Genomic DNA, 25,729 nt, shown 5'->3' on the forward strand with positions numbered 1-25,729 from the left:
GGTCAGTGCGACGCCATGACCTCGACGCGCTCGCGGACGGAACCGCCCGTGCCCACCCACACCTGATGGATGGCCAGGACGGTCAGCGCCACCAGCAGCGCGTCCCGGATCAGCAGGAGTACGACCATGTCGGTCTCGAGGGCGAAGATCAGGCGGTCGTACAGGATCGGGAAGATCAGCTGGGTCAGGGCGCACAGGGCCAGGAACAGCCAGCTCGCGAACCGCACGGTGCGGCTGCCGTCAGCGGCTACCGCGCCCAGGGCGGCCAGCGCCGCCGCCAGCCAGACGAGGTACTGCGGGCTGAACACCTTGTTGGTCAGCAACATCAGGCAGATCGTGACGATCACCATCCAGGCGATCGTCGCCGCCGAGGGCTGGCGGCCCAGCAGGCCGCGGACCCACAGCACCGCGAGCAGCGCCACCGCCAGCACGGTCGCCACCGTCGCCGCGGTCAGGAGCGTGCCCACCCACGGGCCGAACACCTCGATCGCGACGTACTGTGACTGCGCGCTGGTCCACCGGCCGCGGTCGAACACGTTCGCCACGAGCACCGGCAGCGCGAACAGCGACTCGATCTGCAGACCACGCCCTCGCTGCCAGGTCAACGGCGACAACGTACGGTCGGCACCCAGCAGCAACCAGCCGATCCCGATGCCGGCGACCGCCGTCCCGGCGAACCCGGCCACCAGCCGCCAGCGCCCCTCCCGCCGCAGCCAGAGTGCCGGCAGCACGATCAGCGGGAACAGCTTCACCACGAAGCCCAGCCCGGCCAGCACCCCCGCGACGACCGGACGGCTGCCCGGAGCGTACGACCGCAGCATCACGATCACGGCCGCGCCCGCGAGCGCCGCCGGCAGCAAGTCGAGGCGGGAGTACATGATCGGGCCGAGCGCGGGCGCGAACCACACCCACACGAAGACCCCGGTGCCCGGCCTGCGCCCCGCGCCACGCCACAGCAGCCAGGTGAACCAGATGTCGACCCCGACCATGAACACGATGAACGCCGCCGCGTACGCCTGCTGGTTCGAGCCGGACACCAGCTTCAGCCCAGTGGTGAGCAGCACACTGCTCGGCGGGTACTCCTTGAGTGTCTCGCCCCACCCGACCGCGCCGGACAACAGCTCCGACGCCTTCTGGAAGTAGTACCGAAGGTCGCCGGTCACGGTGCCGTACGTGTACCACAGCAGCAGCGCCACCAAGGCCCGGCTGACCAGCCAGCGCCAAACGATCCACCACGAAGCCCGCGTCACGATCCACCCTCCGGTTCGACCCGCACCCGCCGCCGCCCGCTGATCCACGCCTGCCGGATCGCGACCGCGGTGAGCAACAGCAGCACCGCGTCCCGGAGCGTGATCACCACAACCATGTCCACCTGCATCCGGTACAGCCGGTGATAGAGCGTCGGGTAGAAGATCTGCGTCAGTACGCACGTCACGAGGAACAGCCGGCCGGCTCGAAGCACCGAGGGTGCGTCGGCCACCACGCCGAGCGCGGCCAGCGCGGCCGCCAGCCAGACGAGGTACTGCGGGCTGAACACCTTGTTCGTCACCAGCATCAGGCAGATCGTCGCGACGAACAGCCAGCCGATCGCGGCACTGGACTGGGAGCCGCCGAACGCGCTGCGAAACCACAGCACGGCGAGCACCAGGATGGCCACACCGGTTCCGACGGTGGCCGCGGTCACGAACTGCTCGACGCCAGGCCCGACGACCTCGACGGCCAGATAGGCGCTGTAGTCGCTCTGCCACCGGCCCGGCTGGAAAACGTTCGCCACGAGCAACGGCAGCGCGAACAGCGACTCGATCTGCAGGCTCCGGCCCGACTGCCAGGTCAGTGGCGACAGGGTCCGCTCGCCACCGAACACGACGTACGTCACGGCCACGCCCAGCACCGCGGTGGCTGCGAACGCGCCGGCCAGCCGCCATCGGCCGTCCCGGCGCAGCACCAGTGCGGGCATCGCGACCAACGGGAACAGCTTGACCAGGAACCCCAGTCCGGCGATCAGCCCGGCCAGGACCGGCCGCGCACCGCGCGCCGCCATCGGCCCGGCGCGCCGCAGCGTGAGCACCACGGCCGCACCGGCGAGCACGGCAGCCGCCAGGTCGAGCCGGGCGTACATGATCGGGCCCAGCGCGGGCGCGAACCACAGCCAGACCCAGATCCCCGCGCCCTTACGTCCGTGCGAGCTGCGCCACAGCAGCCGGGTGAACCAGACGTCGATGCCGATCATGACCAGCAGGAAGCTCACGGCGTAGACGTCCTGCTGGATACCGAACACCAGCTTCAGCCCGGTTGTGAACAGCACGCAGAGCGGCGGATACTCCCGCATCACCTCGTCGAACGCGCCGCCGGCCAGCAGCGCGCCCGTGCTCCGGAAGTAGTAACGAACGTCGCCGGTGACCCGGGCGTACTCGAAAGTCAGGAGTAACAACGTGAGGCCGCGGCCGATCAGCCAGCGCCGGACGATCCAGCGCTGCCAGAAGCTCGGCGCGGTGGCCGGCTGCGCGCTGTCGTCGGCGGCGCCGGTGTCGGCGCCGGTTTCAGCATCGGTCGATTCGGCCGTCACGACAGGCCATCCTGCCGGACGCCGCGGTCGAGCGCGACCCGGCCCAGCAGCCTCAGCCGTGCGCCACGACCTGCGCCATCGCCCGGCGGGCCCGCTCGAGACTGCGTGCCAGCGGTTCGTCGAACCGGACAGGGTTGAACGGCGCACGGGTCGAGACGTAGATCCCGCCCGCGACCGCTTCGCTGTAGGCACCGGTGTAGGCGGACGCGACCGTTCCGTGCAGCCGATCCAGGTCGAACCAGACATCCAGGAACAGATCCGGCTCCGGCGTGACCAACAGGTCCTTCGGCGACAGGAACGGAGCTTCCAGCACGATCGATGCGTACAAGGGCCGTAACGTGACCGCGAGCGCCAGCAGGACCTCGCGCAGGCGGTCGCCGAGGTTGTAGGCGGCCTTCTCGTCGGTGTACGGACGTTCCAGCGCGGACCCGTCGACCACGACCTCCACCGGGTCGGCGTCGAGCAGGGCCAGGGAGGTCATCGGCGAGCACCGGCGTACGACCGGGCTGTCGAGGCCGTCGAGTCGTTGCACGACTTCCCTGACCTCCGCGACCAGGGCTTCGTCGCGGCGGCCGGGCACGAACAAGCCCACTCCCGCTGGCTGCCACCCGAGCTCGTGCACAGCTCCAGTGTTGCCCCTTTACTCGCCAGAACACAGTGGTTCGCGCTATAACAAATCCGTGGCTACCGAGGAGATTCCCCGCGACGAGGCCGAAGCGGCCCTGGAGGCGCGGCGCGAGCTCGGCCGCGACTACGAGCCGGCGGTCGTCGACTCGTTCGTCGACCGGCTCGACAAGGTCATCCAGGCGCGGGTGGAGGAGGCTGTAGCCAAGCAAGGCACCGCCGAAAACGCCTCGGCGGCCGCGATCAAGGCCAGGGCGAATCTGGAGAAATCACACGCCAGCTACCGCCTCGCACTGATCATCGTGTCGATGGGCGCGGGCATCCCGCTCACCGCGATCGCCGGGAGCATGATGGGTCCCAACGGGATCATCCTGGTCTGGACCGCGATCGTCATGCTCAACGTCATCTTCGGTCTCGGGAACCGCCGCCGAGACTGAGCCGCGCCTTCAGCACGTCTTCCGGCCGTAACGGCGGCTCGGGGTTCTCGTGCGCGGCTTCGGCCCGCAGACCGTCCAGCAGGAAGTTCAGGTGCCGCCGCCAGGCGTTGGGTGAGCTGTCCCGCGTCGCTTCGATGATCTGAGCGTTCGCCCAGACGATGAACGGCAGGTCCTCCGGGCGGAAGTCGGCCCGCAGGACGCCGCTGCGCTGGGCCCGGCGGATCACCTCGAACGCCTGCTCATGCCCGCATCTCGCGAGCTCGTCGATGGCGGGTGTGTTCTGGAGCTGCCGCGTGAGCAGGTCGTTCAGGCCGCGGTCGGTCGCCTGCAGCTCGCAGATCCTGGCCAGAAACCCGGCGAACGATCGCCACGGGTCGTCGTCGGCCAGCGCCTGCTCCCCCGCCTCGACGTAGGCGGTCAGCCGTTCGGAGAACACGGCGTCGACGAGGTCCTCACGGCTCGGGAACCGGTTGTAGAGCGTGCCGATGCTCACCTGCGCGCGCCGGGCGATCTCCTCCAGCGAAGCGTCGAGCCCGCGCTCGGCGAAGACCTCGGCGGCGGCCGCCAGGATCTTCTCCCGGTTACGTCGCGCGTCGGCGCGCAGGGTCTTCGCGGGCATCTGCCGAGTCCGTTCCAGAAGTTGAGGGCATACTCAGATTATCTGCTACGCTCCCTGACGTGACCTAACTTGAGGTACGCCTCATGTTGAGTCGGACCTGTCGAGCGCAGAGAACGAGGACTTCATCGTGCCCAAGGTACTTGCCATCTTCGGCGCCGGCCCTGGCCTCAGCCGGTCGGTCGCCCACCGGTTCGGACGGGAGGGCTTCCGGGTCGCCCTGGTCGCCCGCGACGCCGCTCGCCTGGAGGGCTTCGTCGCCGAGCTCACAGCGGCCGGCGTCCAGGCCCTCGCCGTGCCGGCCGACCTGCGAGATCGCGACCAGCTCCCCGCGGTGGTCGCCTCGATCCAGCGGGAGCTGGGCGACATCGACGTACTGATGACCAACACCGTCGGCGAGTTCGGCACCCGAACCGGCATCATCGACGCCTCGGTCGAGGACATCCAGACGGTCTTCGACACCGCGGTGCTGTCGACCGTCGTACTCGTTCGCGAGGTGCTGCCCGGCATGCTCGACCGCGGCGACGGCGCGCTCCTGCTGAGCAACGGCGTGAGTGCGACCGTTCCGGTCCCCCAACTCGGCAACGTGGGCGTGGCGTCGGCGGCACGCCGGTCGTACGCGCTGAACCTGCACACCGCCCTCTCCGACCGCGGCGTCTACGTCGGCAGCCTCTCGGTAGGCGCCCTGATCGATCGCAGCGTCCCCGCCCAACTCATCGACGCCGGCGACTTCCCCGGCATCTCCGACCCGGCCACTCTCGAACGCCTGAACCCCGACGACCTGGCCGACACCTACTGGGACATGTACACCAAGCGCGACCGTTTCGAGGTAACGGCCGGCAGCTTCGGCACCTGAGCCGCCGCAAGGCCTGGCTCGGGTCATCGGGACGCGCTCGCGCTGGTCGGCGAAGCGTGGTCGCGCGAGGTGTCAGTCGGCGGTTGGCACTCCGCGCTGGTGCGGGCACGCGGAAGGGCCCCCGCCGTAGTGGCGAGGGCCCTTCCGATGCTCAAGCGAGCTGTGAGCCTCAGCTCTGGCCGGTGAGCTTCTCCCGCAGGGCAGCCAGCGCCTCGTCGGAGGCCAGCGTGCCGCCGCCGGTCTCGTTCGGACGTTCCGGCTCGGTCGAGGAGTAGGACGAGGCCGGCGCTTCGGCGTCGCCGGCGTCGGAGCCGGCGGCCTCTGCTTCGGCCTTGCGGGCCGCCTCGATCTGGCGCTTGTGCGCCTCCCAGCGGCCGTGCGCCTCGGCGTACTCACGCTCCCACTGGTCACGCTGCGACTCGTAGCCCTCGAGCCACTCGCCCGTCTCCGGGTCGAAGCCCTCGGGGTACTTGTAGTTGCCCTCGTCGTCGTAGTCGGCGGCCATGCCGTACAACGTCGGGTCGAAGTGGTCGCCGATCGCTTCGGCAGCCTCGTTGGCCTGCTTCAGCGACAGCGAGATCCGGCGACGCTCCAGCTCGATGTCGATGATCTTGACCATGACATCGTTGCCGACCTGGACGACCTGCTCCGGGATCTCCACGTGGCGCTCGGCCAGCTCGGAGATGTGGACCAGACCCTCGATGCCGTCGTCCACGCGGACGAACGCACCGAACGGCACCAGCTTGGTGACCTTGCCCGGCACGATCTGACCGATCTGGTGGACACGGGCGAACGCCTGCCACGGGTCTTCCTGCGTCGACTTGAGCGACAGCGAAACGCGCTCGCGCTCGAGATCGACCTCGAGCACCTCGACCATGACTTCCTGGCCGACCTCGACGACCTCACTCGGGTGGTCGATGTGCTTCCAGGACAGCTCGGACACGTGCACCAGGCCGTCGACGCCACCGAGGTCGACGAACGCACCGAAGTTGACGATGCTGGACACGACGCCCTTGCGGATCTGCCCCTTCTGCAGCTGGTGCAGGAAGCTCTGGCGAACCTCCGCCTGAGTCTGCTCGAGCCAGAGCCGGCGAGACACAACCACGTTGTTGCGGTTCTTGTCGAGCTCGATGATCTTGGCCTCGAGCTCACGGCCGACGTACGGCTGCAGGTCGCGGACGCGGCGCATCTCGACCAGGGAAGCCGGCATGAAGCCACGCAGCCCGATGTCGAGAATCAGACCGCCCTTGACGACCTCGATGACCGTACCGGTGACGACGCCGTCCTCTTCCTTGATCTTTTCGATCGTGCCCCAGGCGCGCTCGTACTGAGCCCGCTTCTTGGAGAGGATCAGGCGCCCGTCTTTGTCTTCCTTCTGCAAGACCAGGGCTTCGACCGGGTCGCCGACCTTCACGACTTCGCTCGGGTCGATGTCGTGCTTGATCGAAAGCTCCCTGGCGGGAATTACGCCCTCGGTCTTGTAGCCGATGTCGAGCAGGACCTCGTCCCGGTCGACTTTGACAACGGTGCCATCGACAATGTCACCGTCGTTGAAGTATTTGATCGTCTCGTCGATCGCGGCGAGGAAGGCCTCTTCCGAACCGACGTCGTTGACCGCCACCTGTGGGGTCTTCGTCTGGTCCGGGGTCGAGGAGTCGAGCGGGGCCTCAATGCTGCTCGTCATGTGGTTGGTGGCTCCGATTATGGATATTCGTCGGGTTTTCGCGCGGAGGGCCCTTGGATCCGTACTGCCGAGGCTGTGTGTCCGGGCCATGCCGCCATGGGTCGGAACCGGTGATTCGACAGAGCAGAGCGCGAGCCTACTCCGTCCGAGGTCGCGCAGGCCCACAACGCTTGTCAACCAGGATACGGGGCAATGCGGAGCGGGGTCAACGCAGCCCAGCGGCGCGCCGCGATGTGCGCACCGTCTGTGATCAAGTCTTGCACCTTTTAGGGTGAAGACTCCCAGTCTGGCCGTCCAGCTGCCAGGTTTCCGCTTTCGACCGTCGAACGAAGGAGCACATTAGCGAGTTCCACCACTCTGGTGGAGCGTTCCCTCCCAGCCAGATCGACTAACGCGAACAGGTCGGCCGCCCGGCCGAGCTCCAGCATGCCGTCCGAGATGTTCGGAAGGTGCGTGCGGTAGCTCGCGACGACATTGTGGCAGAACTCCCCAACAGTCTCGAATCGGAGCAGGTTGCCGAGATCGGAATGGGGCATGCCGGCATGGGCGTACTCCCAGTCGATCAGGCCGGTGACCTCGCCGGTCTCCGGATCGACGAGGAGGTTCTTCGGGTTGAAATCGCTGTGGCAGAGACACACGCGGTCGTGCGTGTCGAGCAGCACCTGGGCGTCGACGGAGATCTCGAGCAGCGCGGCGAAGTCCTGGGCGTTCCAGCCGGCGAGCCGGCCCTTGGTGCGGTGCGACTCGACGAACTCGGGCAGCCCGTCCATCCCCGGCGGCCAGGGTCGGATCGTCAGATCTTGGTCGGCGAACTCGCCGGACGTCAGGAACGGCATGCCGGACAGCCGGGCCAGGATCGCGCCAGCCTCCTGCCCGGCCCGGGTGAGCAGCGCGGGGTCCTTCTCCTCGGTGATGAACGTGTCGAGCCGGATGCCGGGGAGGCGCTCGAGCAGGACGTAGGCCGGGCCCTCGCCGGTCGCCGGCTTCGCGTCGAGGACGCGTGGCACCGGCAGGATGCCGCGAACCAGCCGCAGCAGCGCGGTGTCGATCTGGGCGCGCTCGGGCTGGCGGTTGTAGAACCGCAGCACGGCCTGCTCGCCGGCGGCGGTGACGAGGAAGGTCTCGCCGCTGTAGCCGCCCTCGAGTGGCCGGACGTCGGCACCCAGCAGCTCTCTCGCCTCGAACACCAGGTCACTCGCGCCGTCGGACATGCGGACGATCCTCGCATCCGGCACCGACATCGACGAAAGTCGCTCAGGTTCTAGCCTCCTGGTTACTGCCGGGCGGGCCTGGGCCGGCCGTACTGTCGCGGCATGCGACAGGCGATCCGGAACAGCCCGTGGTGGCGAGTCGTGATCGTGTTCGGCGCGGTCACGCTGGCGGCCCGCCTGGTCTTCTGGCTGGCGAACGCGTTGTTCGGGCCTTCGTACAGCGTGGTCCGGCACGCGTTCGTCGCCGTCCTGACGGCTGTCCTGCTGGTGACGATCTCGGCGACCGCCCGGCGGTTCGCCGAAGGGCTGCCGTTGCGTCCCGCCGACCCGGCCGAGCGGTCCGGGCCGCGGCGGGTCTGGCGGGTCTGGCGGGTCTGGCGGCAGATCCTGCTCGGCATGGCCTGCTGGCTGCTGCCAGCGGCCGCAGGTGTGGCGGCCTGCCTGGTGCTCGGGCTGGCCGAGGTCACGGCTCTGCGGCCGGCCGGCGAGATCGCCCTGTTCGCGGTCGCGCTGCTGGTACTCGTGTTCTTGTCCGAGGCGCTGCCCGAGGAGCTGGTGTTCCGCGGATACGTCTACCGCAACCTCGCGCAGGTGCTTCCGGTCTGGGCGGCGGTCGTTACGCAGGCCGGCCTGTTCACGTTGTGGGCCTTCCTGACCGGCGTCGTGGGTTCGCCGGTCCGGGCGGTGCTGCTGTTCACCTTCGCCGTACTGCTCGGCGCGGTCCGCGCGATCACGGGCAACGTGCGCTTCGGCGTCGGCTTCCATCTGGCGTTCCAGACCGTGGCGCAGCTGATGTCGCCCGCGCATCCGTACTTCTCTGTCCACGGGCTGGAGCCGCTGCGCGCGGTGGCGTTCTCCCTGCTGCCGTTCGCGCTCGCGATCCCGCTGCTCTCCCTCGTACGGCAGGGGCGGCGCTCGGCTCGCGAGTGGGCAGCCGACGCCGGGGGCATGGTCGGCGGCCTCCTGGTGGGGACGTTGTTCCTGTTCGGGGATCTGATCACCGAACCCGGCAAGCCGATCGACGTCGCCTGGGAGCTCGTGCCGGGTGGCCTCGGATGCCTGCTGCTGTTGCTCTTCCGGCGGCGCCGGCCGGTCGGGGTGGCGCTGGCGCTGCTGCCGATCGCGGCGATGTCGGCGATCGGCGTCGGTGTGGCCGCGATCGCGTTGTTCACCGTCGCCGCGTACCGCTCGCGGCGGATCACCGCGGGCGTCGCCGGGCTGTACGCCGTCACCTTGACGGGTGTCTACTGGCTCGCACTGCCGGGACAGGACTTCTGGGCCGCGGTGGTCTATGTCATGTTCCTGCTGGCGATCTTCGTGGTCTCCGGGCTGCTGGTACGCGCGCAGCGGCAGCTGGCCAGGCGGGCCGAGCTGAACCAGGCACTGCGGATCGAGGAGGCACGCCGGCTCGAGCGCGAGCGGATCGCGCGCGAGATGCACGACGTACTCGGGCACCGGATCTCGCTGCTGACGCTGCATGCCGGAGCACTGCAGTACGCACCGTCCGCACCGGCGGAGGTCGCGCGGGCTGCCGGCGTGATCCGCGAGTGTGCGTACGCGGCGGCCGAGGACCTGCGCGAGGTGGTCCGCGTACTCCGGGCGCCGGACACCGACCGGCCGCAGCCGGCGCTCACCGACCTGCCCGGACTGGTGGACCAGACGCGGGCGACGGGGACTCCCGTCACGCTGGACAACCGGCTGGACTCGCCGGCGGCCGTTCCGGAGAGCGTGGGCCGGCACCTCTACCGCGTCGTACAGGAAGGGCTGACCAACGCGCACAAGCACGCGCCGGGGCGAGCCGTCCGGGTGACCTTGGACGGCTCGCCAGGTGAGGGCGTCTCGGTGTCGTTGCGTAACCCGGCCGGCGGCACGGTTGCCGCCGGTGCGGACGGTGCCGGACTGGCCGGCTTGCGTGAACGCGTCGAGCTGGCCGGCGGGCGGATCTCGCACGGCCGCGTCTCGCCCGGCGGCGACTTCCGGCTGGAGGCGTGGCTACCGTGGCCGCCATGATCGGTGTCCTCGTCGTCGACGACGATCCGCTGGTACGCGCCGGCCTGTCGATGATCCTCGGCGGCACCGACGACATCTCGGTGGTCGCCGAAGCGGGCGACGGCTCCGAGGTCGCGGCGGCGGTCGCCTCGTGCCGGCCCGACGTCGTGCTGATGGACATCCGCATGCCGGGGCTCGACGGGATCGCGGCCACCTCGGCGCTGCTGTCCCGGCCAGATCCGCCGGTCGTGCTCATCCTCACCACGTTCGACACCGACGACCACGTCGTCCGCGCGATGCGGGCGGGCGCGAGCGGCTTCCTGCTCAAGCACACGCCACCGCCGGAGATCGTGCGGGCGATCCGCCGCGCCGCGGCCGGCGAGCCGGCCGTCTCGCCCGGCGTCCTGCGCAAGCTGATGGGTTACGCGGCGGGCGCCGGCCTCGACCCACGGCAGGCTCTCGCCCGGGAGCAGCTCGCGCGCCTGTCCGACGCCGAGCGGCGTACGGCCGAGCTCGTCGCCCAGGGCCTGACCAACAGCGAGATCAGCCAGGAGATGTACGTCAGCGTCGCCACGGTCAAGGCCTACGTGTCGCGAGTGCTGGCCAAGCTGGAGCTGGCCAACCGGGTCCAGATCGCCCTCCTCGTCCACGACGCCGAAGGCGGCTGATCCGTCTGGTCTACGCGGGTGCGAGGAAGGCGGCCAGCGCGGCGGCGTAGAGCGCCGGGTCGAGTGCGCCGGTCAGCTCGCGGGCCGAGTGCATCGACAGCTGGGCCGCTCCCACGTCGACCGTGGTGATGCCGGTGCTCGCGGACGTGATCGGGCCGACCGTGGAGCCGCAGGGCAGGTCCGCCCGGTGGGCGTACCGCTGCAACGGAACGCCGGCCTGCCCACACGCCTGCGCGAACAGCCCCACACCGCGGGAGTCGGTGGCGTAACGGAGGTTCTGGTTGAGCTTGACCACCGGGCCGGCGTTGATCTGGATGTGGTGCTGCGGCTCGTGCCGCTCGGAGTAGTTCGGATGCGTCGCGTGCGCCATGTCGCCGGACGCCACCACCGAGCCCGCCCGGGCCCGCAGCAGGTCCTCGCGATCGCCGCCGGCGGCCAGCACGATCCGCTCCAGCACCGACGGCAGCAGCGTCGAGGCCGCGCCGCGTTCGGAGACGCTGCCGACCTCCTCGTGGTCGAACAGCACGATCACCGGCACCGGAGTGGTCGGCGCCTGCACGGCCGCGACCAGAGCGCGTGTCGCGGCGTAAGCCGTGCAGAGGTTGTCGAGCCGTGGCGCCGCCAGCAGCTCACCCTCGCGGCCGATGCGCCGAGCGGGCTCGACGGAGTGGAGCATCAGGTCGTACGCGACGATCGAGTCGGCGTCGATGCCGAGCTCCTTGGCGATGAACGCGTCGAGGTCACCCGGACCCGTGCCGATCCCCCACACCGGGTCGAGGTGCTGCTGCGGGTTCAGCACCAGACCCTCGCGGACGCTGCGATCGAGGTGGATGGCCAGCTGGGGTACGCGAGCCACCGGCCGGTCGACGGTCAGCAGCAGCTCGGTCGGCCCGCCCTCGGCGCGTACGCTCACCCGGCCCGACATGCCGAGGTCGCGGTCGAGCCAGGAGTTGAGCAGCGGCCCGCCGTACGGCTCGACGTCGAGCACCTGCCAGCCGGCCCGCGCCGCGTCGGCGTTCGGCTTGACCCGCAGGTTGGGGCTGTCGGTGTGCCCGCCGACGATCCGGAACGGCGTGGCCGGCCCGAGCGATGACGTGGCGCCATCGAGGTGCGCCGTGCTCCAAGCGACCAGCGACCCGCCACGGATGACGTAGTAACGTCCCGGCTCCCGAGGCCACCGATCGGTCTCGTTCAGCTGCGTGAACCCGGCCGTGGCCAGCCGCCTGCCGGCCTCGGCCACCGCGTGGAACGGCGAGGGAGAAACGTCGATGAACGCGCCCAGATCGTCGGCGACGGCAGAGGGATCGAAGTCGGCCATGGCCACGATTGTTTCAGGTAACGGCGAGCAGCCCCGTCCCCATGAACTGTGACCAGCCGATGCTCACGAACGCACAGTGACCTTCTCGTCGGCTTCGTCCGAGGTCCATCGCCGCCCGCCGGGTCCTTCGCCGGCCTCAAGCTTCCGGGCGTCCAGCCCAGCTGCCGCGCAGATGAGCCACGTGCCTGCGCATCAGGTCGGCCGCGCCCTTGGCGTCGCCCGCCAGCAGGAGGTCGAGCAGCTGGAGGTGCTCCTTCGCCGAGTCCACCAGTACGCCACGGTCCGCCAGGGACTGCAGGCCATACAGGCGGGACCGCCCGCGTAGTTGGTCGACCAGCTCGACCAGGCGGCGGTTGCCCGCCAGCGCCAGCAGCTCCAGGTGGAACCGCCGATCGGCTTCCAGGTAGGCGATCAGGTTGCCCTCCGCAGCCGAGTCGACGATCTCGGCGGCCAGCGGCCGCAACGCTTCGAAGGCCGACGGCGGCTGGGTTTTCGCCAGCTGCTTGACCGTCGGCACCTCGATCAGCTCACGCAGGTGGGTGATCTCGTCGAGCTCGGTGTCGGACAGCTCGCGTACCCGGAAGCCCTTGTTGCGTACGGTTTCGACCAGCCCCTGCTTGACCAGGTCGAGCATCGCCTCGCGTACGGGGGTCGCCGACACGCCGAACCGGGCAGCGAGCACCGGCGCGGAGTAGACCTCGCCCGGCCGCATCTCGCCCGAGATCAGCGCGGCCCGCAAGGCCTCGGTGACCCGGTCGCGCAGGGACGGCTGGTCGCCGAACGACGGCAGCCGCAGCTGCTGGGCGTTCACAAGAGGAATCCCGCCGGGAACGGGTCGGTCGGATCGAGCATGTACTGCGCGGTCCCGGTCACCCACGCCCGGCCGGTGATCGTCGGCACCACGGCCGGCAGCCCCGCGACCGACGTCTCCTCGACCAGTCGTCCGATGAACCGCCCGCCGATGAACGACTCGTTGACGAACTCCTCGCCCAAGCCCAGCTCGCCAAGTGCGTGCAGCTGTGCCATCCGCGCCGACGTTCCCGTGCCACAAGGTGAACGGTCGAACCAGCCAGGATGGATCGCCATCGCGTGCCGCGAGTGCCGCGCCGTCGACCCGGGCGCCAGGAACTGCACGTGGTGGCACCCGGAGATCTCGGGATTCCCAGGATGCACCGGCAGCCGCTGCTCGTTGATCGACGCCATGATCGCCATCCCCGCGTCGAGGATCGGCTGCTTGTACGCGCGGTCGAACGGCAACTTCACCTGATCGAGGTCGAGGATCGCGTAGAAGTTGCCGCCGTAGGCGATGTCGTACGTCAGCTCGCCGAAGCCCTTCACGTCGACGGTCTGCGAAAGCGCCAGCGAGAACGACGGGACGTTGGTGATCGTCACCGCCTGGGCGGCGCCGTCGGAAACCTCGACCGAAGCCACCACCAGCCCCGCCGGCGTGTCGAGCCGGATCGTGGTCACCGGCTCGGTCACCTCGACCATGCCGGTCTCGACCAGCACCGTCGCGACCCCGATCGTGCCGTGCCCGCACATCGGCAGGCAGCCCGAGACCTCGATGAACAGCACGCCCCAGTCGGCGTCCGGCCGGGTCGGCGGCTGCAGGATCGCCCCGGACATCGCGGAGTGCCCGCGCGGCTCGTACATCAGAAGCGTGCGCAGCTCGTCGGAGTTGGCGACGAACCACTGCCGGCGCTCGAACATCGTCGCGCCCGGCAGCATGCCGACTCCCCCGGTGATCACCCGGGTGGGCATGCCCTCGGTGTGGGAGTCGACGGCGTGGAAGACCCGTTTGGCGCGCATGTGAGCCTCAGCTTAGTCCGGCTGCCAGCGCCTGCTCGGTCGCCGCGCGGACGGCCTTCTCGGCGTCGGGCAGCAACGGCTGCCGCGGCGGCCGGCACGCTCCGCCGTAGCGGCCCACGAGGTCCATCGACAGCTTGATCGCCTGGACGAACTCGGGCTTGGAGTCCCAGCGCAGCAACGCGTGCAGCGTGCGGTACAGCGGCAGCGCCGTGACCAGATCACCGGCGGCAGCGGCGTCGAACAACTGGACACAGGCCCTCGGGAACGAGCTCGGGAACCCCGCGATCCAGCCGACCGCGCCCGCCAGCGTGAGCTCGAGAACCAGGTCGTCGGAGCCCGCGATCAGCTCCAGCCCGGGCGCCTGCTCCGCGATCTCGTAACCCCGGCGGGCATCGCAGCTGAACTCCTTGACCGCAACGATCAGGCCTTCGCCGTGCAGCCGCCCCAGCAGGGAGGGCACCAGGTCGACCCTCGTGTCGAACGGGTTGTTGTACGCCACGACCGGCAGCCCGACCTTGGCCAGCTCGGTGTAGTGCTCGAGCACGGCCCGCTCGTCGGCGCGGTACGCGTTCGGCGGCAGCGCCATGATCGCCGGTGCTCCGGCCTCGGCGGCCTGCTCGGCCCAGCTCCGCGACTCCCGCACGCCGTACGCGCCCACGCCCGGCATGACCGTGAAGCCCTCGGGCGATGCATCGACGGCCGTACGCACCACGGCAGCGCGTTCTTCCTGCGTCAGCACGGGATACTCCCCCAGCGAGCCGTTCGGCACGATGCCGGAGCATCCGCCCTCGGCCAGAAAGCGAACGTGCTCCGCATATCGGTCCAGGTCGAGCTCGCCGTCCTCGCTCCAGGGAGCCGGCGCGGCGACGAGCACCCCATGCCAAGGCTTGACATCGGCCGCCATAAGGGATCCTCTCGATAGGAATAGCACTAGTCTGTGCCATGTACCATTGCACAGGCTACAGGGAGGGTCGAGTGAGCGAACCAGGCAACAAGGCCGGCGAAGCCAAAAGCACCGACGGCGGCGGTACCTCCGGCAACAAGCCGGCAGACGGCACCCGTACGCACGACCCGCTGATCAGCGAGGCATTGCACGAGTTCATGGCCTCCGGCTGGGCTCCCGAGGAAGATGCTTCCGGCGGGCCGCTCGAGGTCGCCGGCTGGGCCGCCAAGCGGCGCGCCAGGCTGTCGGAGTCGTTCCCCGGCGAGCGGCTGGTCATCCCGAGCGGGCCGCTCAAGGTCCGCAACAACGACGTCGACTTCCGCTTCCGTCCGCATTCGGACTACGTGTGGCTTACCGGCGCGCAGGACAGCGACGCGGTCCTCGTCCTGGAGCCGGCCGGGAGTCAGGGCCACGACGCGATCCTGTTCTACCGGCCGCGGCAGCCGCGTTCGGAGTCGATGGAGTTCTGGCGCAACGGCCGCTACGGCGAGTTCTGGGTCGGCCGGCGTCCCACGCTGGCCGAGCTGACCGCCGCGTACGACCTGCGCACGCGGCACATCGACGAGCTGGCAGGCCTGCTGGAGTCCGGTTCGGTGCGCACCCGGGTGAGCCGCGACGTCGACCCGATGGTCGACGCGCTGGTCCCCTCCCGTGACGACGAGGGCGCGGCCGACAAGGAGCTGCGCTCGCGGCTGTCGGTGCTGCGCCTGGTCAAGGACGCGTACGAGACCGAGGAGCTGCAGCTCGCGGTCGACATCACGGTCCGCGGCTTCGAGGACTGCGTACGCGAGCTCCGCCACGCCATCGCACTGGGCGACCAGTCCGGTGAGCGCTGGCTCGAGGGCACGTTCTGGCGGCGCGCCCGGCTGGAGGGCAACGACGTCGGCTACTACTCGATCGTCGGTGGCGGCTCGCACGCGACCACGCTGCACTGGATCCGCGACGACGGCCCGATCCGCGCCGGTGAGCTGCTGCTGATGGACATGGGCGTCGAGACCCGCGGGCTCTACACCGCCGACGTCACCCGTACGTACCCCATCTCCGGCACCTGGACGTCGCTGCAGAAGGACCTCTACTCGCTGGAGCTGGCCGCTGCCGACGCCGGCATCGCCGAGGTGAAGCCCGGCAAGCCGTTCAAGGCCTACCACCAGGCCGCGATGCGGGTCATGGCGCAGGGTCTCGCCGACCTCGGGCTGCTCCCCTGCTCGGCAGACGAGGCGCTCGACGAGAGCAGCCAGGTCTACCGCCGCTGGACGTTGCACGGCTCCGGCCACATGCTCGGCCTCGACGTACACGACTGCTCCGCGTCGCCCAAGGAGGCCTACACCGAAGGCACGCTGGAACCGGGGCACGTCCTCACGGTCGAGCCGGGCCTGTACTTCCAGCCGTCCGACCTGCTGGCGCCGGCGGAAGTACGCGGCATGGGCTTCCGGATCGAGGACGACCTGCTGGTCACCGAAAGCGGCTCCGACGTACTGTCGGCCGGTCTGCCGCGAGACCCGGATCAGATCGAGACCTGGATGGGCAAGCTCACGTAAGTGACAGCCAGGAAAAAGGTGGACGTCGTTGTCGTGGGCGCCGGGGTCGTCGGTGCCGCGTGCGCCTACTTCGCCGCCAAGGCCGGGGTGTCGGTACGTGTGCTCGACAAGGGCCCGGTCTCCGGCGGCACCACCGGTGCCGGCGAGGGCAACCTGCTGATCTCCGACAAGGTGCCCGGGCCCGAGTTCGACCTGATGGTGCTGTCGTTGCGGCTCTGGCAGGCCATCGGCGACGACCTCGGAGCCGACCGGATCGAGCTGGAGACCAAGGGCGGCGTGATGGTGGCGCGGTCCCCGGCCGCGATGACCGAGCTGGCCGCCCTGGCCGAACGGCAGCGCGGCCAGAGCGTCACGGCGACGGTGCTGTCCGGCGACGAGCTGCTGGAGTACGAGCCGCAGCTCGCGCCCGGCCTCGCGGGTGGCGTCTTCTACCCGCAGGACATGCAGGTGCAGCCGATGCTGGCCGCCGCTCATCTGCTGGCTGCCGCCAGGGCGCTGGGCGCGGAGGTACGTACCGGCGTCGAGGTGACCGGGATCAGGCGGTCGTCCGGCGGTGCGGTGACCGGAGTCCTGACGCGGACCGGCGTGCTGTCGTGCGACGCGGTGGTGAACGCCGCGGGAACCTGGGGCGGCGAGGTCTCCTCCAGGCTTGGTGGCGCCCTGCCCATCCAGCCCCGGCGCGGCTTCGTCCTTGTCACCGAGCCGCTGCCGCCGCTGATCCGGCACAAGGTCTACGAGGCGGAGTACCTCGCCAACATCGCCTCCGACGACGCCGGCCTCGAGTCGTCGGCGGTGGTCGAGGGCACCCGCGGCGGCACGGTCCTGATCGGCGCGAGCCGCGAACGGGTGGGCTTCGACCGCACGGTCTCGGTGCCGGTGCTGCGGGTGCTGGCCCGGCAGGCGGTCGCGCTGTTCCCCTTCCTGGCGGACGTTTCGGCGATCCGCGCGTACCGCGGGTTCCGGCCGTACTGCCCGGACCACCTGCCCGTGATCGGGCCGGATCCCAGGCAGCCGGGCTTGTTCCACGCCTGCGGGCACGAGGGCGCGGGCATCGGACTGTCCGCCGCGACCGGTCACCTGATCGCGCAGGCGCTCACCGGGCAGCCGGCCGACCTCGACCTGGCTCCGTTCCGGCCGGACCGGTTCGTGGAGGCGGTCGCATGAGCGCATCCACGGTCACCTCCACGTCCAACTCCACGTTCGACTTCGACGGGCGCGAGATTCCTTACGTGGAAGGGATGACGGTCGGCGCGGCGTTGCTGGCGGCCGGCGTCCGGTCGTGGCGGACGACCAGGGTGGGCGGGCGGCCGCGCGGCATCTTCTGTGGCATCGGGATCTGTTACGACTGCCTGATCACGGTCGACGGCCGGCCGAACCAGCGGGCCTGCCTGACATCGGCCGCGCCCGGGCTGCGCGTGGCGACCCAGGAGGGAACCGGTCATGCCGGCTGACGACTCACACGACGTACTGGTCGTTGGCGCCGGGCCGGCCGGGCTGAGCGCCGCGGTGGCCGCTGCCGGCTGCGGCCGGCACGTCGGCGTGGTCGACGGCGGTACGCGAATCGGTGGACAGTACTGGCGGCACTCCCCCGGCGCCGAGCCCGGCGACCGGGGGTTTCGGCGGCTCGCCGAGGCGTTCCGCGACCACGTCGCCGCCGGCCGGATCGAGCATCTCCCGCAACGCCAGGTGTGGACAGTGTCGAAGCCCGGCGCCGCGTTCGTCGTGCACACGGCACAGGGCGATCTCACGGCTCCGGCGCTGGTGCTCGCGCCCGGTGCGTACGACCGGCAGATTCCCTTTCCAGGCTGGGATCTGCCCGGTGTCTACACCGCCGGTGGGGCGCAGGCGCTGCTCAAGGAGCACGGCGTGCCGGCCGGACGGCGGGTGGCTGTCGCGGGCACCGGGCCGTTCCTGCTGCCGGTCGCGACGGCGCTGGCCCGGCACGGTGTGACCGTCGTCGGAGTCTTCGAGGCGAACCGGCCCACGGGCTGGCTGCGACCCGGCGGGCCGCGTGCGATCGCGCGGCATCCCGGCGCGCTGGCCGACGCGGCCTCGTACGGTGCGACGCTGGCGCGGCATCGCGTACCCATCCGGCTGGGCCGGACGATCGTCGCCGCGCACGGCGAGCAGGCGGTCTCGGCCGTCACTGTGCGCGGGCGCGGAGGCGCCGAACACCGCTTCGACGTCGACGCGGTGGCAGTCGGCTGGGGGTTCACGCCGCAGCTCGAGCTTCCGCTGGCGCTCGGCTGCGGGACGAGACTCGACGTCGACGGCTCGCTCGTCGTCGAGGTCGACGACCAGCAGCAGTCGTCGGTGCCGGGTGTCTTCGTCGCCGGCGAGGCGACCGGCGTCGGCGGCTCTGAGCTCGCGGCCTGTGAGGGCGAGCTCGCCGGGCTCGCGGCCGGAGGTGCACCCTCGGCCGCACCGAGCGGGCTGGTGCGTCGGCGCTCGGCGCTGCGCCGATTCGCCGCGGCGATGCATCGCGCGTACCCCGTTCCGGCGGGCTGGACCGAGCGACTGCCGGACGACACGCTGGTCTGCCGGTGCGAGGAGGTCACCGCCGGCCGGCTGCGTACGGCCGTCGAGCTCGGCGCCGAGACCGCCCGGACCGCGAAACTGCTGAGCCGGGTCGGTATGGGCTGGTGCCAGGGCCGCGTGTGCGGCTACGCCACCGCCTGCCTGACCGCGGCCTGGACGGGCACACCGTACGACCCCTCGGGCCTCGCCGAACGCCCGATCGCCACGCCGCTCACCCTCGGCGACCTCGCCGAGGGTGAGTGACGACAAGACACGGTCGTGGTGAACGGTGGGTCAGCACACGTAGTACGGCGAGTTGGCCCAGTAGGTCAGGGAGGACCAGGTCTGCGGACCGATGATCCCATCGACACCGATTCCGGCGCAGCGCTGGAACCTGACCGTGGCGTTGTAGGTCAGCGGCCCGAAGTCACCGTCGATCGCCAGGTTGTCCCCTGTCATCGACCAGTTCAGGTAGCACTGCGCCTGCCTGACCGCCGCGCCCGTGGACCCTCTGGAGATGGTCGGCCGCGCGGTCGTGTAGTTGCAGATGTCGGCGGCCGTGATCTGCTTGGCCTTCACCTCGGTGGCCGGCGACGGCGGAGGGGCGGCCGACGCTGACGAGGCGAACAGCGGCACTGCCGCAAGCACCAGCCCTGCAAGGACGATCGCGGCTCGCCTTGGGGCGAGCCGGTTCAGGAATGTGTTCATGCCGAGGAGTTTCGGGCCCGGACGTTGGCACTACGTTTGCCGCGCGTTGGCCAACGCGGAGCCAACATCGAACCAACGCGTCGACAACGGCCGCCGGAGAGCTTGCGGACATGGAAACCACGCTGAAGCGGCCCGCCTGGCGGCCGGCCGCGATCATCATCAGTCTCATGCTGGCGGTACTGACCCTCGCCGCCACGTCCACATCCGCATCCGCGTCCGACGGCGGCACCACCGGTACCGGCCTGCGGCCGGACGGCACTCGAATCACCGCCACCGCGGCGCCGGCCACCGTGACGCCGCAGGACAACGAGGGCGCCTGGGTCTCCGGCGTCGGCCAGTGCGACATCAACCAGGCCCGCGACTGCTGGACCTGGGTCAACACCAGCACCGGCACGCCGTGCCCGAGCAGCCACTTCTGCATCTACACCAACGACACCCTCGCCGAGGGCGGCAAGGTGTTCTCGTTCTACCACTGCACCAACGGTGGATCGGAGTGGGCGCTGCAGAACTGGACCGGATACGGGTTCTACAGCAACAGCAACAGCGGCGGTGCCCACGCCCTCATCAAGGACGTGAACCACCGCACCCTGCCGGGCGGTGACATCCCGCCCTACCCCGCCAACGGCTACCACGGCTCGTTCTACTTCCGGCCGGCCTGGTTCATCCGAGCCTGCTGACCTGACCCCTTTCCCGGCCGGCTCAGATGTTCGTCCAGAAGCCGGCCGGGACCGCGGGGCAAGGGTCGGCGACGATCGCGGCCTTCTCCTCCCGCCCGATCCAGCCCAGCTCCACGAGCAGGTCGACCGACTGTCGCCTGCTCTCCGTCGCTCGTACGCGGTCTCCGCGCTCGTGCAGGATCTCCGAACGGCCCCACAGGCACTCGGCCTCGACCAGACGATGGCCGGACACGCGAGCGAGCTCGAGTGCCTGCTCGTAGGTGCGGAGCGCTGCGTCGAGCTCTCCGAACACGTGCAGGCCGGTCGAGAGGCAGCCCGCCGCGATGACTTCGCCGCTTCGGTGCCCGAGCTTCCGATAGAGCTCGAGACTCTTCGCGTACGCCGCGATCGCCTCCTGCTTGCGGCCGAGCCGCTGGTAGGCCAGACCCTGGTGGCCCAGCCCTGACGCCTCGGCGTACGGATCGCCGATGGCGCGGGCGAGCAGCAGGCTCGCGTCGATGCAGTCCAGCGCCAGGTCGTACCTGCCGAGGCTGCCGTAGGTCGTACCGAGATGCCGCAGTGCTGCGGCTTCACCGTCGCTGCGGCCGAGGTCCTGCCACAGGTCTCGCGCCGCGCAGAGGTTGGCCACGGCCTCCTGCGGCTGTTGCGCGTGCAGGACCAGCCCGCTGACGAATGCGGTGATCGCCAGGTGCACAGCGTCTCCCGTCGTGGCCGCCACGTCGCTCGCGATCCGGTTGAAGCCGGCTTGTTCCATGCCCATGCCCGCGTGTGCCAGCGGCGACAGCAACGCGGCGGCCAGGCCGACCGCGATCGCGGGACCGTCACCTGGGAAGTCCGCGGCCTGTTTGACGACTTCGAGCAGATTGCCGTGCTCGAGCTCGACCCAACGGCGCACGTCGTCCCTGCCTGCGAGGTCTGCGCCGGACTGGAGGAGCTTCGACGGCTCGCAGTCGACGCGCCACTCCGACATCGGTTCGACGATCCGCGCCGCCGTACGAGCGGTCGCGAGGTAGAACTCGAAGGCACGCCGGAGCGCGGCCGACCGGTCCGGTTCGGCCTCTTCGGCTCGCGCGCACTCCCTGGCGAACAGCCTCAGCAGGTCGTGCATGCGGTAGCGACCGGGAACGTCGTTGTCCATCAGTTGCGCGTCGACCAGCGCGTCGAGCAGGATCTCGGCCTGCGGAAGCGAACGGTCGGCGATCGCGGCAGCCGCGGGGACACCGAGGTCGAGTACGTCGAGGAGCCCGATGAGGCGGAAGAGCCTGGCCGCCTCCGCGCCGGACGGCTGTTCCCGCAGATCCCGGTAGCTCACTCCGAAGCTGGCGCGGACCGCCCGATCACCGTCGACGAGCTCGTCCAGCCGCCTGCACTCGTCTCGCAGCCGCTCCGCGAACCGCTCCCAGGACCAGCCCGGCCGGGCCACCAGCCTGGCTCCGCTCACACACAGCGCGAGCGGCAGACCGTCGCACAGTCCGCTGATCTCGGCGATCGTCGCGGGATCGCCCGGCGCCCTCTCGTCGCCTGCCACCCGGGTGAGCAGCGCTTCGGCGTCGTGTTCCGGCAACGGCAACAGCCGGAAGTGCGGAAGTCCGGCCGACAGTGCCCGCCGTGCCGTGATGACGACCGCACAGCTCGCCGTCCCCGGCAGCAACGGCCAGATCTGGGACGTGCCGGCCGCGTCGTCGAGCAGGATCAGCACCCGTTTCGACGCGATCGCCGACCGGTACGCCGTCGCCAGCTCGTCGACGCTCGCACCACCGAGCTCGGCACCATCCGCGCCGAGTGACCGCAGGAACCGGGGCAGTACCTCGCTCGGATCGATGGGTTTCGCCCCTGGCGTCGAGCTGTGCAGATTCACGTAGAGCTGGCCGTCCGGAAATCCGTCCGCCAGCCGGTGTGCGAGTTGAACAGCTGTCGCGGACTTGCCAATGCCCCCCGGTCCGCATATGACGACCGCCGCGCCTTCTTCGGTCAACAGCGATGTCAGCCTGCCGATCTCGGCTGATCTACCAGTGAAGCCCGGTGGGGGGATTGGCAGTTCGGCCGGTCCATTCACGACGGAGGCGGGCTGCACCTGGATCGGAGGCGCGGACAGCTCGAGTGCCGGATCCGCGGTCAGGATCGCTTGTTCCAGCTGGCGAAGCTGTGGGCCGGGGTCGATGCCGAGCTCGTCCAGCAACAGGCGCCTGGTGTCCCGGTAGACCTCGAGCGCCTCGGCCTGCCGTCCCGAGCGGTACAGCGCGAGCATGAGCTGCGCGCGGAACCCCTCGCGCAGTGGGTGTTCGACGGCCAGGCGACGAAGTTGCGCCGTCACAGCGTCGTGCCGTCCGAGCCGGAGATCTGCGTCGACCTGAAGGTGGAACGCCGACAGGCGCAGCTCGTCCAGCCTTGCCACCTCGTCGTCGAGCAGCCCGGCTTCCACCTGTACGGTCAGCTCGCCGTATGCCGAGCCTCGCCACAGCCCGAGGGCCTGATGGAGAACGGCGCTCGCCTGGGCGACGTCGCCTCCGTCCATGCTGGCCCTCGCCTCGGCGTACAGGCGCTGGAACCGTACGGCGTCCAACTCGTCGGGCTCGACGACGATCTGGTAGCCGAACGTGTGACGCACCACCCGGCTGTCGTCGGCCAGCGACTTGCGGAGCTGATGGACGTGCCAGCGCAGCATGTTGTCGGAGGATCGTGGCGGCGACTGCCCCCACAGAGCTTCGGCCAGCAGGTCGGCGGACACACCCGAATTCGCTCGACTCAGCAGCACCGCCAGCAAAATCGCCTGCTTGAGCCCCCGTGGTGCGATTGTGTGGCTGCCATCATTGGCGATAACCGGACCGAGCACCCCGAACAGCATCGCTCCCCCATGACGACGGCTGCAGCCCTCCCCAGGGCTGTTTATTCACCCGTCCGAAACCACAGCCTAGCAATGCGGCCAATTCGCGACTCGCGCCAAATTCCAAAGATCCGGGCAAACCTAGCCGTCGCCGTTCAACACTGGTCGCAAATATCCAAGCATCAGCGCCTTCACCTCCGCCAGTAGTGCCGTGCGCATACCGGGCTCGGCCTCCATCACCATCGGCATGGTGGCCTTCCCGGTCGCTACCGACATCGAGGCAACCAGGTGGGCACGGGCCGGATCCAGGCCAGGGCTCCGCAACCGCAGGAGTTGCGCGATCCGGGCGGCGGACCGCTCGTGCAACTCGGCGGCCTTCGCGGCCAGATGGTCGGAGTTGGGCGAGCCGTACAACAGCGACCAGAACGCTGGCCGTTCGGTCTTGAATGCCAGCAGCGCCGACAGCAACCGTTCGACGAACTCCTCCAGCGGAAGCTTGGCCGTCTCGTCGCCCAGGTGAGCCGACCAGACCGAGCCGAGATCCTCGTAGTAACACTCGACCAGCGCGTCGAGGATGTCGTCCTTGTTGCGGAAGAACTGGTAGAGCGAGCCCGGCGACATGCCTGCCCGCGCGGCGATCGAGTTCGTCGTCGCCGCGGCGTAGCCGGCCTCGGCGATCACGGCCTCGGCCGCGTCCAGGATCGCGGCGATTCGGGCCAGGCCGCGCGCCTGCCGGCGGACCGGCTTGGCCGGCTGGCCGTCCGGCTCCCGTTCCGGCTCCCCCGGCGACCCGACCTTCGACATGTCGTCGCGTACCTCCATTGACAAACGCGAGTCCTTGCTCGTATTTTTCCAATCAGGTTCAAACACGAGCACTCTATCGCCTTCTGGGAGGGCACTCCATGCCTCGTACCGTCTTGATCACCGGCTGCAGCAGCGGCTTCGGCCAGCTCACCGCGTTGACGCTCGCCCGCCGCGGCGATCAGGTCTTCGCCACGCTGCGCGACCTGAACAGCCCCGGCGCCAAGCTGCTTCGCGACGCCGCCGAGACCGAGCGGCTGCCGTTGACCGTGCACCGGCTGGACGTCACCGACCCGTCGTCCGTGCAGGCGGTCGTCGACGAGATGGGCCGGATCGACGTCCTGGTCAACAACGCCGGGTTCGCCTACCGTGCGCCGATCGACGCGCTCACCGACGAGGAGCTGCGCCAGCAGTTCGACACCAACGTGATCGGCGTCGCCCGGATGGTTCGAGCCGTCCTGCCGGCGATGCGCGAGCAGGGCGCCGGCACCATCGTCAACCTCTCGTCGGTGGTGGGCACGGTCACCATCCCGTTCGACGGCGCGTACTCCGCCAGCAAGCACGCGCTGGAGGCGATCACGAAGGCCATGCGGTTCGAGCTCGCTCCGTACGGCATCAAGGTGTTCGTGGTGGCGCCCGGCGTGTTCGCGACGTCGTTCGGCGAGAACGCGAAGCTGGGTTCGGAGTTCGGCGCCGAGCATCCGCTCCGGGCGCGTTACGACGAGGCGGTGGAGAAGTACTTCGCGAGCTTCGAGGCCGGCGACCCCGCCGACGTGGTGGCCGCGATCGCGGACGCGATCGATCGTCCGGACGGTCCGTTCCACCGGTTCGTCGGGGCGGAGGCGGACCAGGTCGTCGGGCTGTACCAGCAGCACGACTACGACACGTTCCTCGCGGGCGTGCTGAGCCAGATCGGCGTCGCGGCACCGTGAGACGGCTGGGTTGGTCGTACTCCTCGGGGTCGGCGCGTTCGCGTGCTGGTGCCCGCGTTCATGCGGCTTGCCGGCCGGGCGAACTGGTGGGCACCGGCGCCGCTGCGGTGGTTGCACGCCCGCTTCGGTCTGCGCGAGTCCTGGGCGTCCGCAGCTAGCCGAAGCTGACCTTCGCGTGCCAGGTGTCGAAGAACTCGCGGTCGCCGAGGATGTCGACGCCTGGGGCAGTCGCGGGCCGGCGGCGGTAGAGCAGCAGGAGCAGGTCGGTGAGCGGGGCGCGGACGGCGACCTTCGCCTTCTCGTGTGCGCGGCGCCAGGTGAACACGTCGCCGGTGAGGTCGAGGACCCACTCGGCCCGCAGCTCCGCGGGCGTGTCGGTCGCGTGGAGGTGCAGCGTGTTGCCGGGGCCGATCAGGTCGCGCAGGGCGGGGTTGTACTCGAAGTGGAACGGCAGGCAGCCCAGCTCCAGCCATTCGTCGATGCCGTCGACCGCGACCGCCGGGTCGAGGGTGTAGGCGGCGCCGAGAGCGAGCGTGGCATCGGCGCGGTGGATCACCGTCTCGTGCGCCATCCGGCGGGAGTGGAACTGTGTGGTCTGCGGCAGGTCCGGCACCGGAGCCGGAACCGGCGCCGCCTCCCCGACGGCGACGAGTGTGTCGCGGAGCTCGGTCGCCCCCTCGACCAGCCAAGGCCCGACGACGGCCGGATCCTCGTTGGGGTAGGCGGACAGGTCCCGCCACGACTGGTCCACCTCGGCGAACTCGATCTGCCCCCGGATCGTCTCCACCGCCGACCGGTGAGCACCACCGAGATGCCGGAGCAACTGGCCGACGTTCCATCCGGGACAGGACGGAACGGGCCTGGTGAGGTCACCGCCCTTGATCGTGTCGGCCAGGATCTCGGTCTGGGCGACGATCTCGGCGCAGTAGCGGTCGTAGCTGAGGGTCATGGAGTCGCTCTCTCGTCTCTTCGCGGGCGCGCTTGTCATGAAGACTGTCGGAGCCGGCACGC

24 protein-coding genes are annotated in these 25,729 nt (G+C 70.0%); 10 read left to right on the forward strand and 14 right to left on the reverse strand.

Annotation, left to right across the window (positions count from 1 at the left end):
* Positions 1–2 precede the first annotated feature (2 nt).
* The 3 genes from ACYVF6_RS33880 to ACYVF6_RS33890 are packed head-to-tail and all read right to left on the reverse strand — an operon-like array spanning position 3 to position 3,188.
* Positions 3–1,250, reverse strand: a complete 1,248-nt coding sequence (locus tag ACYVF6_RS33880; RefSeq protein WP_460527253.1) for a glycosyltransferase 87 family protein — start codon at positions 1,248–1,250, stop codon at positions 3–5.
* Positions 1,247–2,566 carry a glycosyltransferase 87 family protein gene (locus ACYVF6_RS33885; protein WP_460527255.1) on the reverse strand — a complete coding sequence of 440 codons (1,320 nt, stop codon included), beginning with the start codon at positions 2,564–2,566 and terminating at the stop codon, positions 1,247–1,249. Before ACYVF6_RS33885 ends, ACYVF6_RS33880 begins: the two co-directional genes overlap by 4 nt.
* Before the next feature lie 52 nt (positions 2,567–2,618).
* On the reverse strand, positions 2,619–3,188 hold the full coding sequence (locus ACYVF6_RS33890; RefSeq protein WP_460527257.1) for a hypothetical protein: 570 nt from the start codon (positions 3,186–3,188) through the stop codon (positions 2,619–2,621).
* A 58-nt stretch (positions 3,189–3,246) separates the two neighbouring features.
* Here ACYVF6_RS33890 and ACYVF6_RS33895 point away from each other — a divergent pair, with 58 nt between their 5' ends.
* Positions 3,247–3,627, forward strand: coding sequence for a hypothetical protein (locus tag ACYVF6_RS33895; protein WP_460527258.1), 381 nt, complete (start codon positions 3,247–3,249; stop codon positions 3,625–3,627).
* On the opposite strand, the gene ACYVF6_RS33900 is transcribed toward ACYVF6_RS33895, so the two are convergent.
* Entirely contained in the window at positions 3,593–4,246 is a 654-nt protein-coding gene (locus ACYVF6_RS33900; RefSeq protein WP_460527260.1) for a TetR/AcrR family transcriptional regulator, read from the reverse strand. The genes ACYVF6_RS33895 and ACYVF6_RS33900 overlap by 35 nt on opposite strands.
* Positions 4,247–4,373: 127 nt before the next feature.
* Between ACYVF6_RS33900 and ACYVF6_RS33905 the strand changes: the two genes are divergently transcribed.
* Positions 4,374–5,099 carry an SDR family NAD(P)-dependent oxidoreductase gene (locus ACYVF6_RS33905; protein WP_460527262.1) on the forward strand — a complete coding sequence of 242 codons (726 nt, stop codon included), beginning with the start codon at positions 4,374–4,376 and terminating at the stop codon, positions 5,097–5,099.
* 169 nt (positions 5,100–5,268) lie between these two features.
* On the opposite strand, the gene rpsA is transcribed toward ACYVF6_RS33905, so the two are convergent.
* Entirely contained in the window at positions 5,269–6,783 is a 1,515-nt protein-coding gene (gene rpsA, locus ACYVF6_RS33910) for a 30S ribosomal protein S1 (protein WP_460527264.1), read from the reverse strand.
* 266 nt (positions 6,784–7,049) lie between these two features.
* Positions 7,050–7,994 (reverse strand): phosphotransferase family protein, encoded by a 945-nt coding sequence (locus ACYVF6_RS33915; protein ID WP_460527266.1) that lies wholly within the window; start codon positions 7,992–7,994, stop codon positions 7,050–7,052.
* Positions 7,995–8,096: 102 nt separating this feature from the next.
* On the opposite strand from ACYVF6_RS33915, the gene ACYVF6_RS33920 reads away from it, so the two are divergent.
* Together ACYVF6_RS33920 and ACYVF6_RS33925 are read left to right on the forward strand one after the other, a co-directional pair.
* A complete protein-coding gene (locus tag ACYVF6_RS33920; RefSeq protein ID WP_460527268.1) occupies positions 8,097–10,004 on the forward strand; it encodes a histidine kinase in 1,908 nt (635 codons plus the stop codon).
* The gene (locus ACYVF6_RS33925; protein ID WP_460527270.1) at positions 10,001–10,651 is read left to right on the forward strand and encodes a response regulator transcription factor; all 651 of its coding nucleotides are present in this window, start codon (positions 10,001–10,003) and stop codon (positions 10,649–10,651) included. Before ACYVF6_RS33920 ends, ACYVF6_RS33925 begins: the two co-directional genes overlap by 4 nt.
* Before the next feature lie 10 nt (positions 10,652–10,661).
* On the opposite strand, the gene ACYVF6_RS33930 is transcribed toward ACYVF6_RS33925, so the two are convergent.
* From ACYVF6_RS33930 to ACYVF6_RS33945, 4 genes are all read right to left on the reverse strand, one after another.
* Positions 10,662–11,969 (reverse strand): M18 family aminopeptidase, encoded by a 1,308-nt coding sequence (locus ACYVF6_RS33930; protein WP_460527272.1) that lies wholly within the window; start codon positions 11,967–11,969, stop codon positions 10,662–10,664.
* Between the two features lie 136 nt (positions 11,970–12,105).
* Positions 12,106–12,780: a GntR family transcriptional regulator gene (locus ACYVF6_RS33935; protein WP_460527274.1), complete on the reverse strand. Its 675-nt coding sequence runs from the start codon at positions 12,778–12,780 to the stop codon at positions 12,106–12,108.
* Entirely contained in the window at positions 12,777–13,778 is a 1,002-nt protein-coding gene (locus tag ACYVF6_RS33940) for a proline racemase family protein (RefSeq protein ID WP_460527276.1), read from the reverse strand. The genes ACYVF6_RS33935 and ACYVF6_RS33940 overlap by 4 nt, the downstream gene beginning before the upstream one ends.
* 7 nt (positions 13,779–13,785) lie before the next feature.
* On the reverse strand, positions 13,786–14,682 hold the full coding sequence (locus ACYVF6_RS33945; protein ID WP_460527278.1) for a dihydrodipicolinate synthase family protein: 897 nt from the start codon (positions 14,680–14,682) through the stop codon (positions 13,786–13,788).
* 71 nt (positions 14,683–14,753) lie between these two features.
* Between ACYVF6_RS33945 and ACYVF6_RS33950 the strand changes: the two genes are divergently transcribed.
* The 4 genes from ACYVF6_RS33950 to ACYVF6_RS33965 are packed head-to-tail and all read left to right on the forward strand — an operon-like array spanning position 14,754 to position 19,040.
* Positions 14,754–16,259 (forward strand): aminopeptidase P family protein, encoded by a 1,506-nt coding sequence (locus ACYVF6_RS33950; protein WP_460527280.1) that lies wholly within the window; start codon positions 14,754–14,756, stop codon positions 16,257–16,259.
* The gene (locus ACYVF6_RS33955; RefSeq protein ID WP_460527282.1) at positions 16,260–17,423 is read left to right on the forward strand and encodes an NAD(P)/FAD-dependent oxidoreductase; all 1,164 of its coding nucleotides are present in this window, start codon (positions 16,260–16,262) and stop codon (positions 17,421–17,423) included.
* On the forward strand, positions 17,420–17,710 hold the full coding sequence (locus ACYVF6_RS33960) for a (2Fe-2S)-binding protein (protein ID WP_460527284.1): 291 nt from the start codon (positions 17,420–17,422) through the stop codon (positions 17,708–17,710). Before ACYVF6_RS33955 ends, ACYVF6_RS33960 begins: the two co-directional genes overlap by 4 nt.
* Positions 17,700–19,040, forward strand: coding sequence for an FAD-dependent oxidoreductase (locus ACYVF6_RS33965; RefSeq protein WP_460527286.1), 1,341 nt, complete (start codon positions 17,700–17,702; stop codon positions 19,038–19,040). The genes ACYVF6_RS33960 and ACYVF6_RS33965 overlap by 11 nt, the downstream gene beginning before the upstream one ends.
* A 30-nt stretch (positions 19,041–19,070) precedes the next feature.
* Here the strand turns inward: ACYVF6_RS33965 and ACYVF6_RS33970 are convergent, their stop codons facing one another.
* Positions 19,071–19,484 (reverse strand): peptidoglycan-binding domain-containing protein, encoded by a 414-nt coding sequence (locus ACYVF6_RS33970; protein WP_460527288.1) that lies wholly within the window; start codon positions 19,482–19,484, stop codon positions 19,071–19,073.
* A 110-nt stretch (positions 19,485–19,594) separates the two neighbouring features.
* Between ACYVF6_RS33970 and ACYVF6_RS33975 the strand changes: the two genes are divergently transcribed.
* The gene (locus ACYVF6_RS33975; protein WP_460527290.1) at positions 19,595–20,161 is read left to right on the forward strand and encodes a hypothetical protein; all 567 of its coding nucleotides are present in this window, start codon (positions 19,595–19,597) and stop codon (positions 20,159–20,161) included.
* A gap of 22 nt (positions 20,162–20,183) precedes the next feature.
* Here ACYVF6_RS33975 and ACYVF6_RS33980 read toward each other — a convergent pair whose 3' ends face one another.
* Together ACYVF6_RS33980 and ACYVF6_RS33985 are read right to left on the reverse strand one after the other, a co-directional pair.
* A complete protein-coding gene (locus ACYVF6_RS33980) occupies positions 20,184–23,006 on the reverse strand; it encodes an AfsR/SARP family transcriptional regulator (RefSeq protein ID WP_460527292.1) in 2,823 nt (940 codons plus the stop codon).
* Between the two features lie 120 nt (positions 23,007–23,126).
* A complete protein-coding gene (locus ACYVF6_RS33985) occupies positions 23,127–23,807 on the reverse strand; it encodes a TetR/AcrR family transcriptional regulator (RefSeq protein WP_460527294.1) in 681 nt (226 codons plus the stop codon).
* Between the two features lie 80 nt (positions 23,808–23,887).
* Between ACYVF6_RS33985 and ACYVF6_RS33990 the strand changes: the two genes are divergently transcribed.
* Complete coding sequence (locus ACYVF6_RS33990) at positions 23,888–24,718, forward strand: SDR family oxidoreductase (protein WP_460527296.1); 831 nt, start codon at positions 23,888–23,890, stop codon at positions 24,716–24,718.
* 154 nt (positions 24,719–24,872) lie between these two features.
* On the opposite strand, the gene ACYVF6_RS33995 is transcribed toward ACYVF6_RS33990, so the two are convergent.
* Complete coding sequence (locus tag ACYVF6_RS33995; RefSeq protein ID WP_460527298.1) at positions 24,873–25,667, reverse strand: maleylpyruvate isomerase family mycothiol-dependent enzyme; 795 nt, start codon at positions 25,665–25,667, stop codon at positions 24,873–24,875.
* Between the last annotated feature and the right edge of the window lie 62 nt (positions 25,668–25,729).

It is taken from the genome of Flindersiella endophytica (assembly GCF_054779015.1).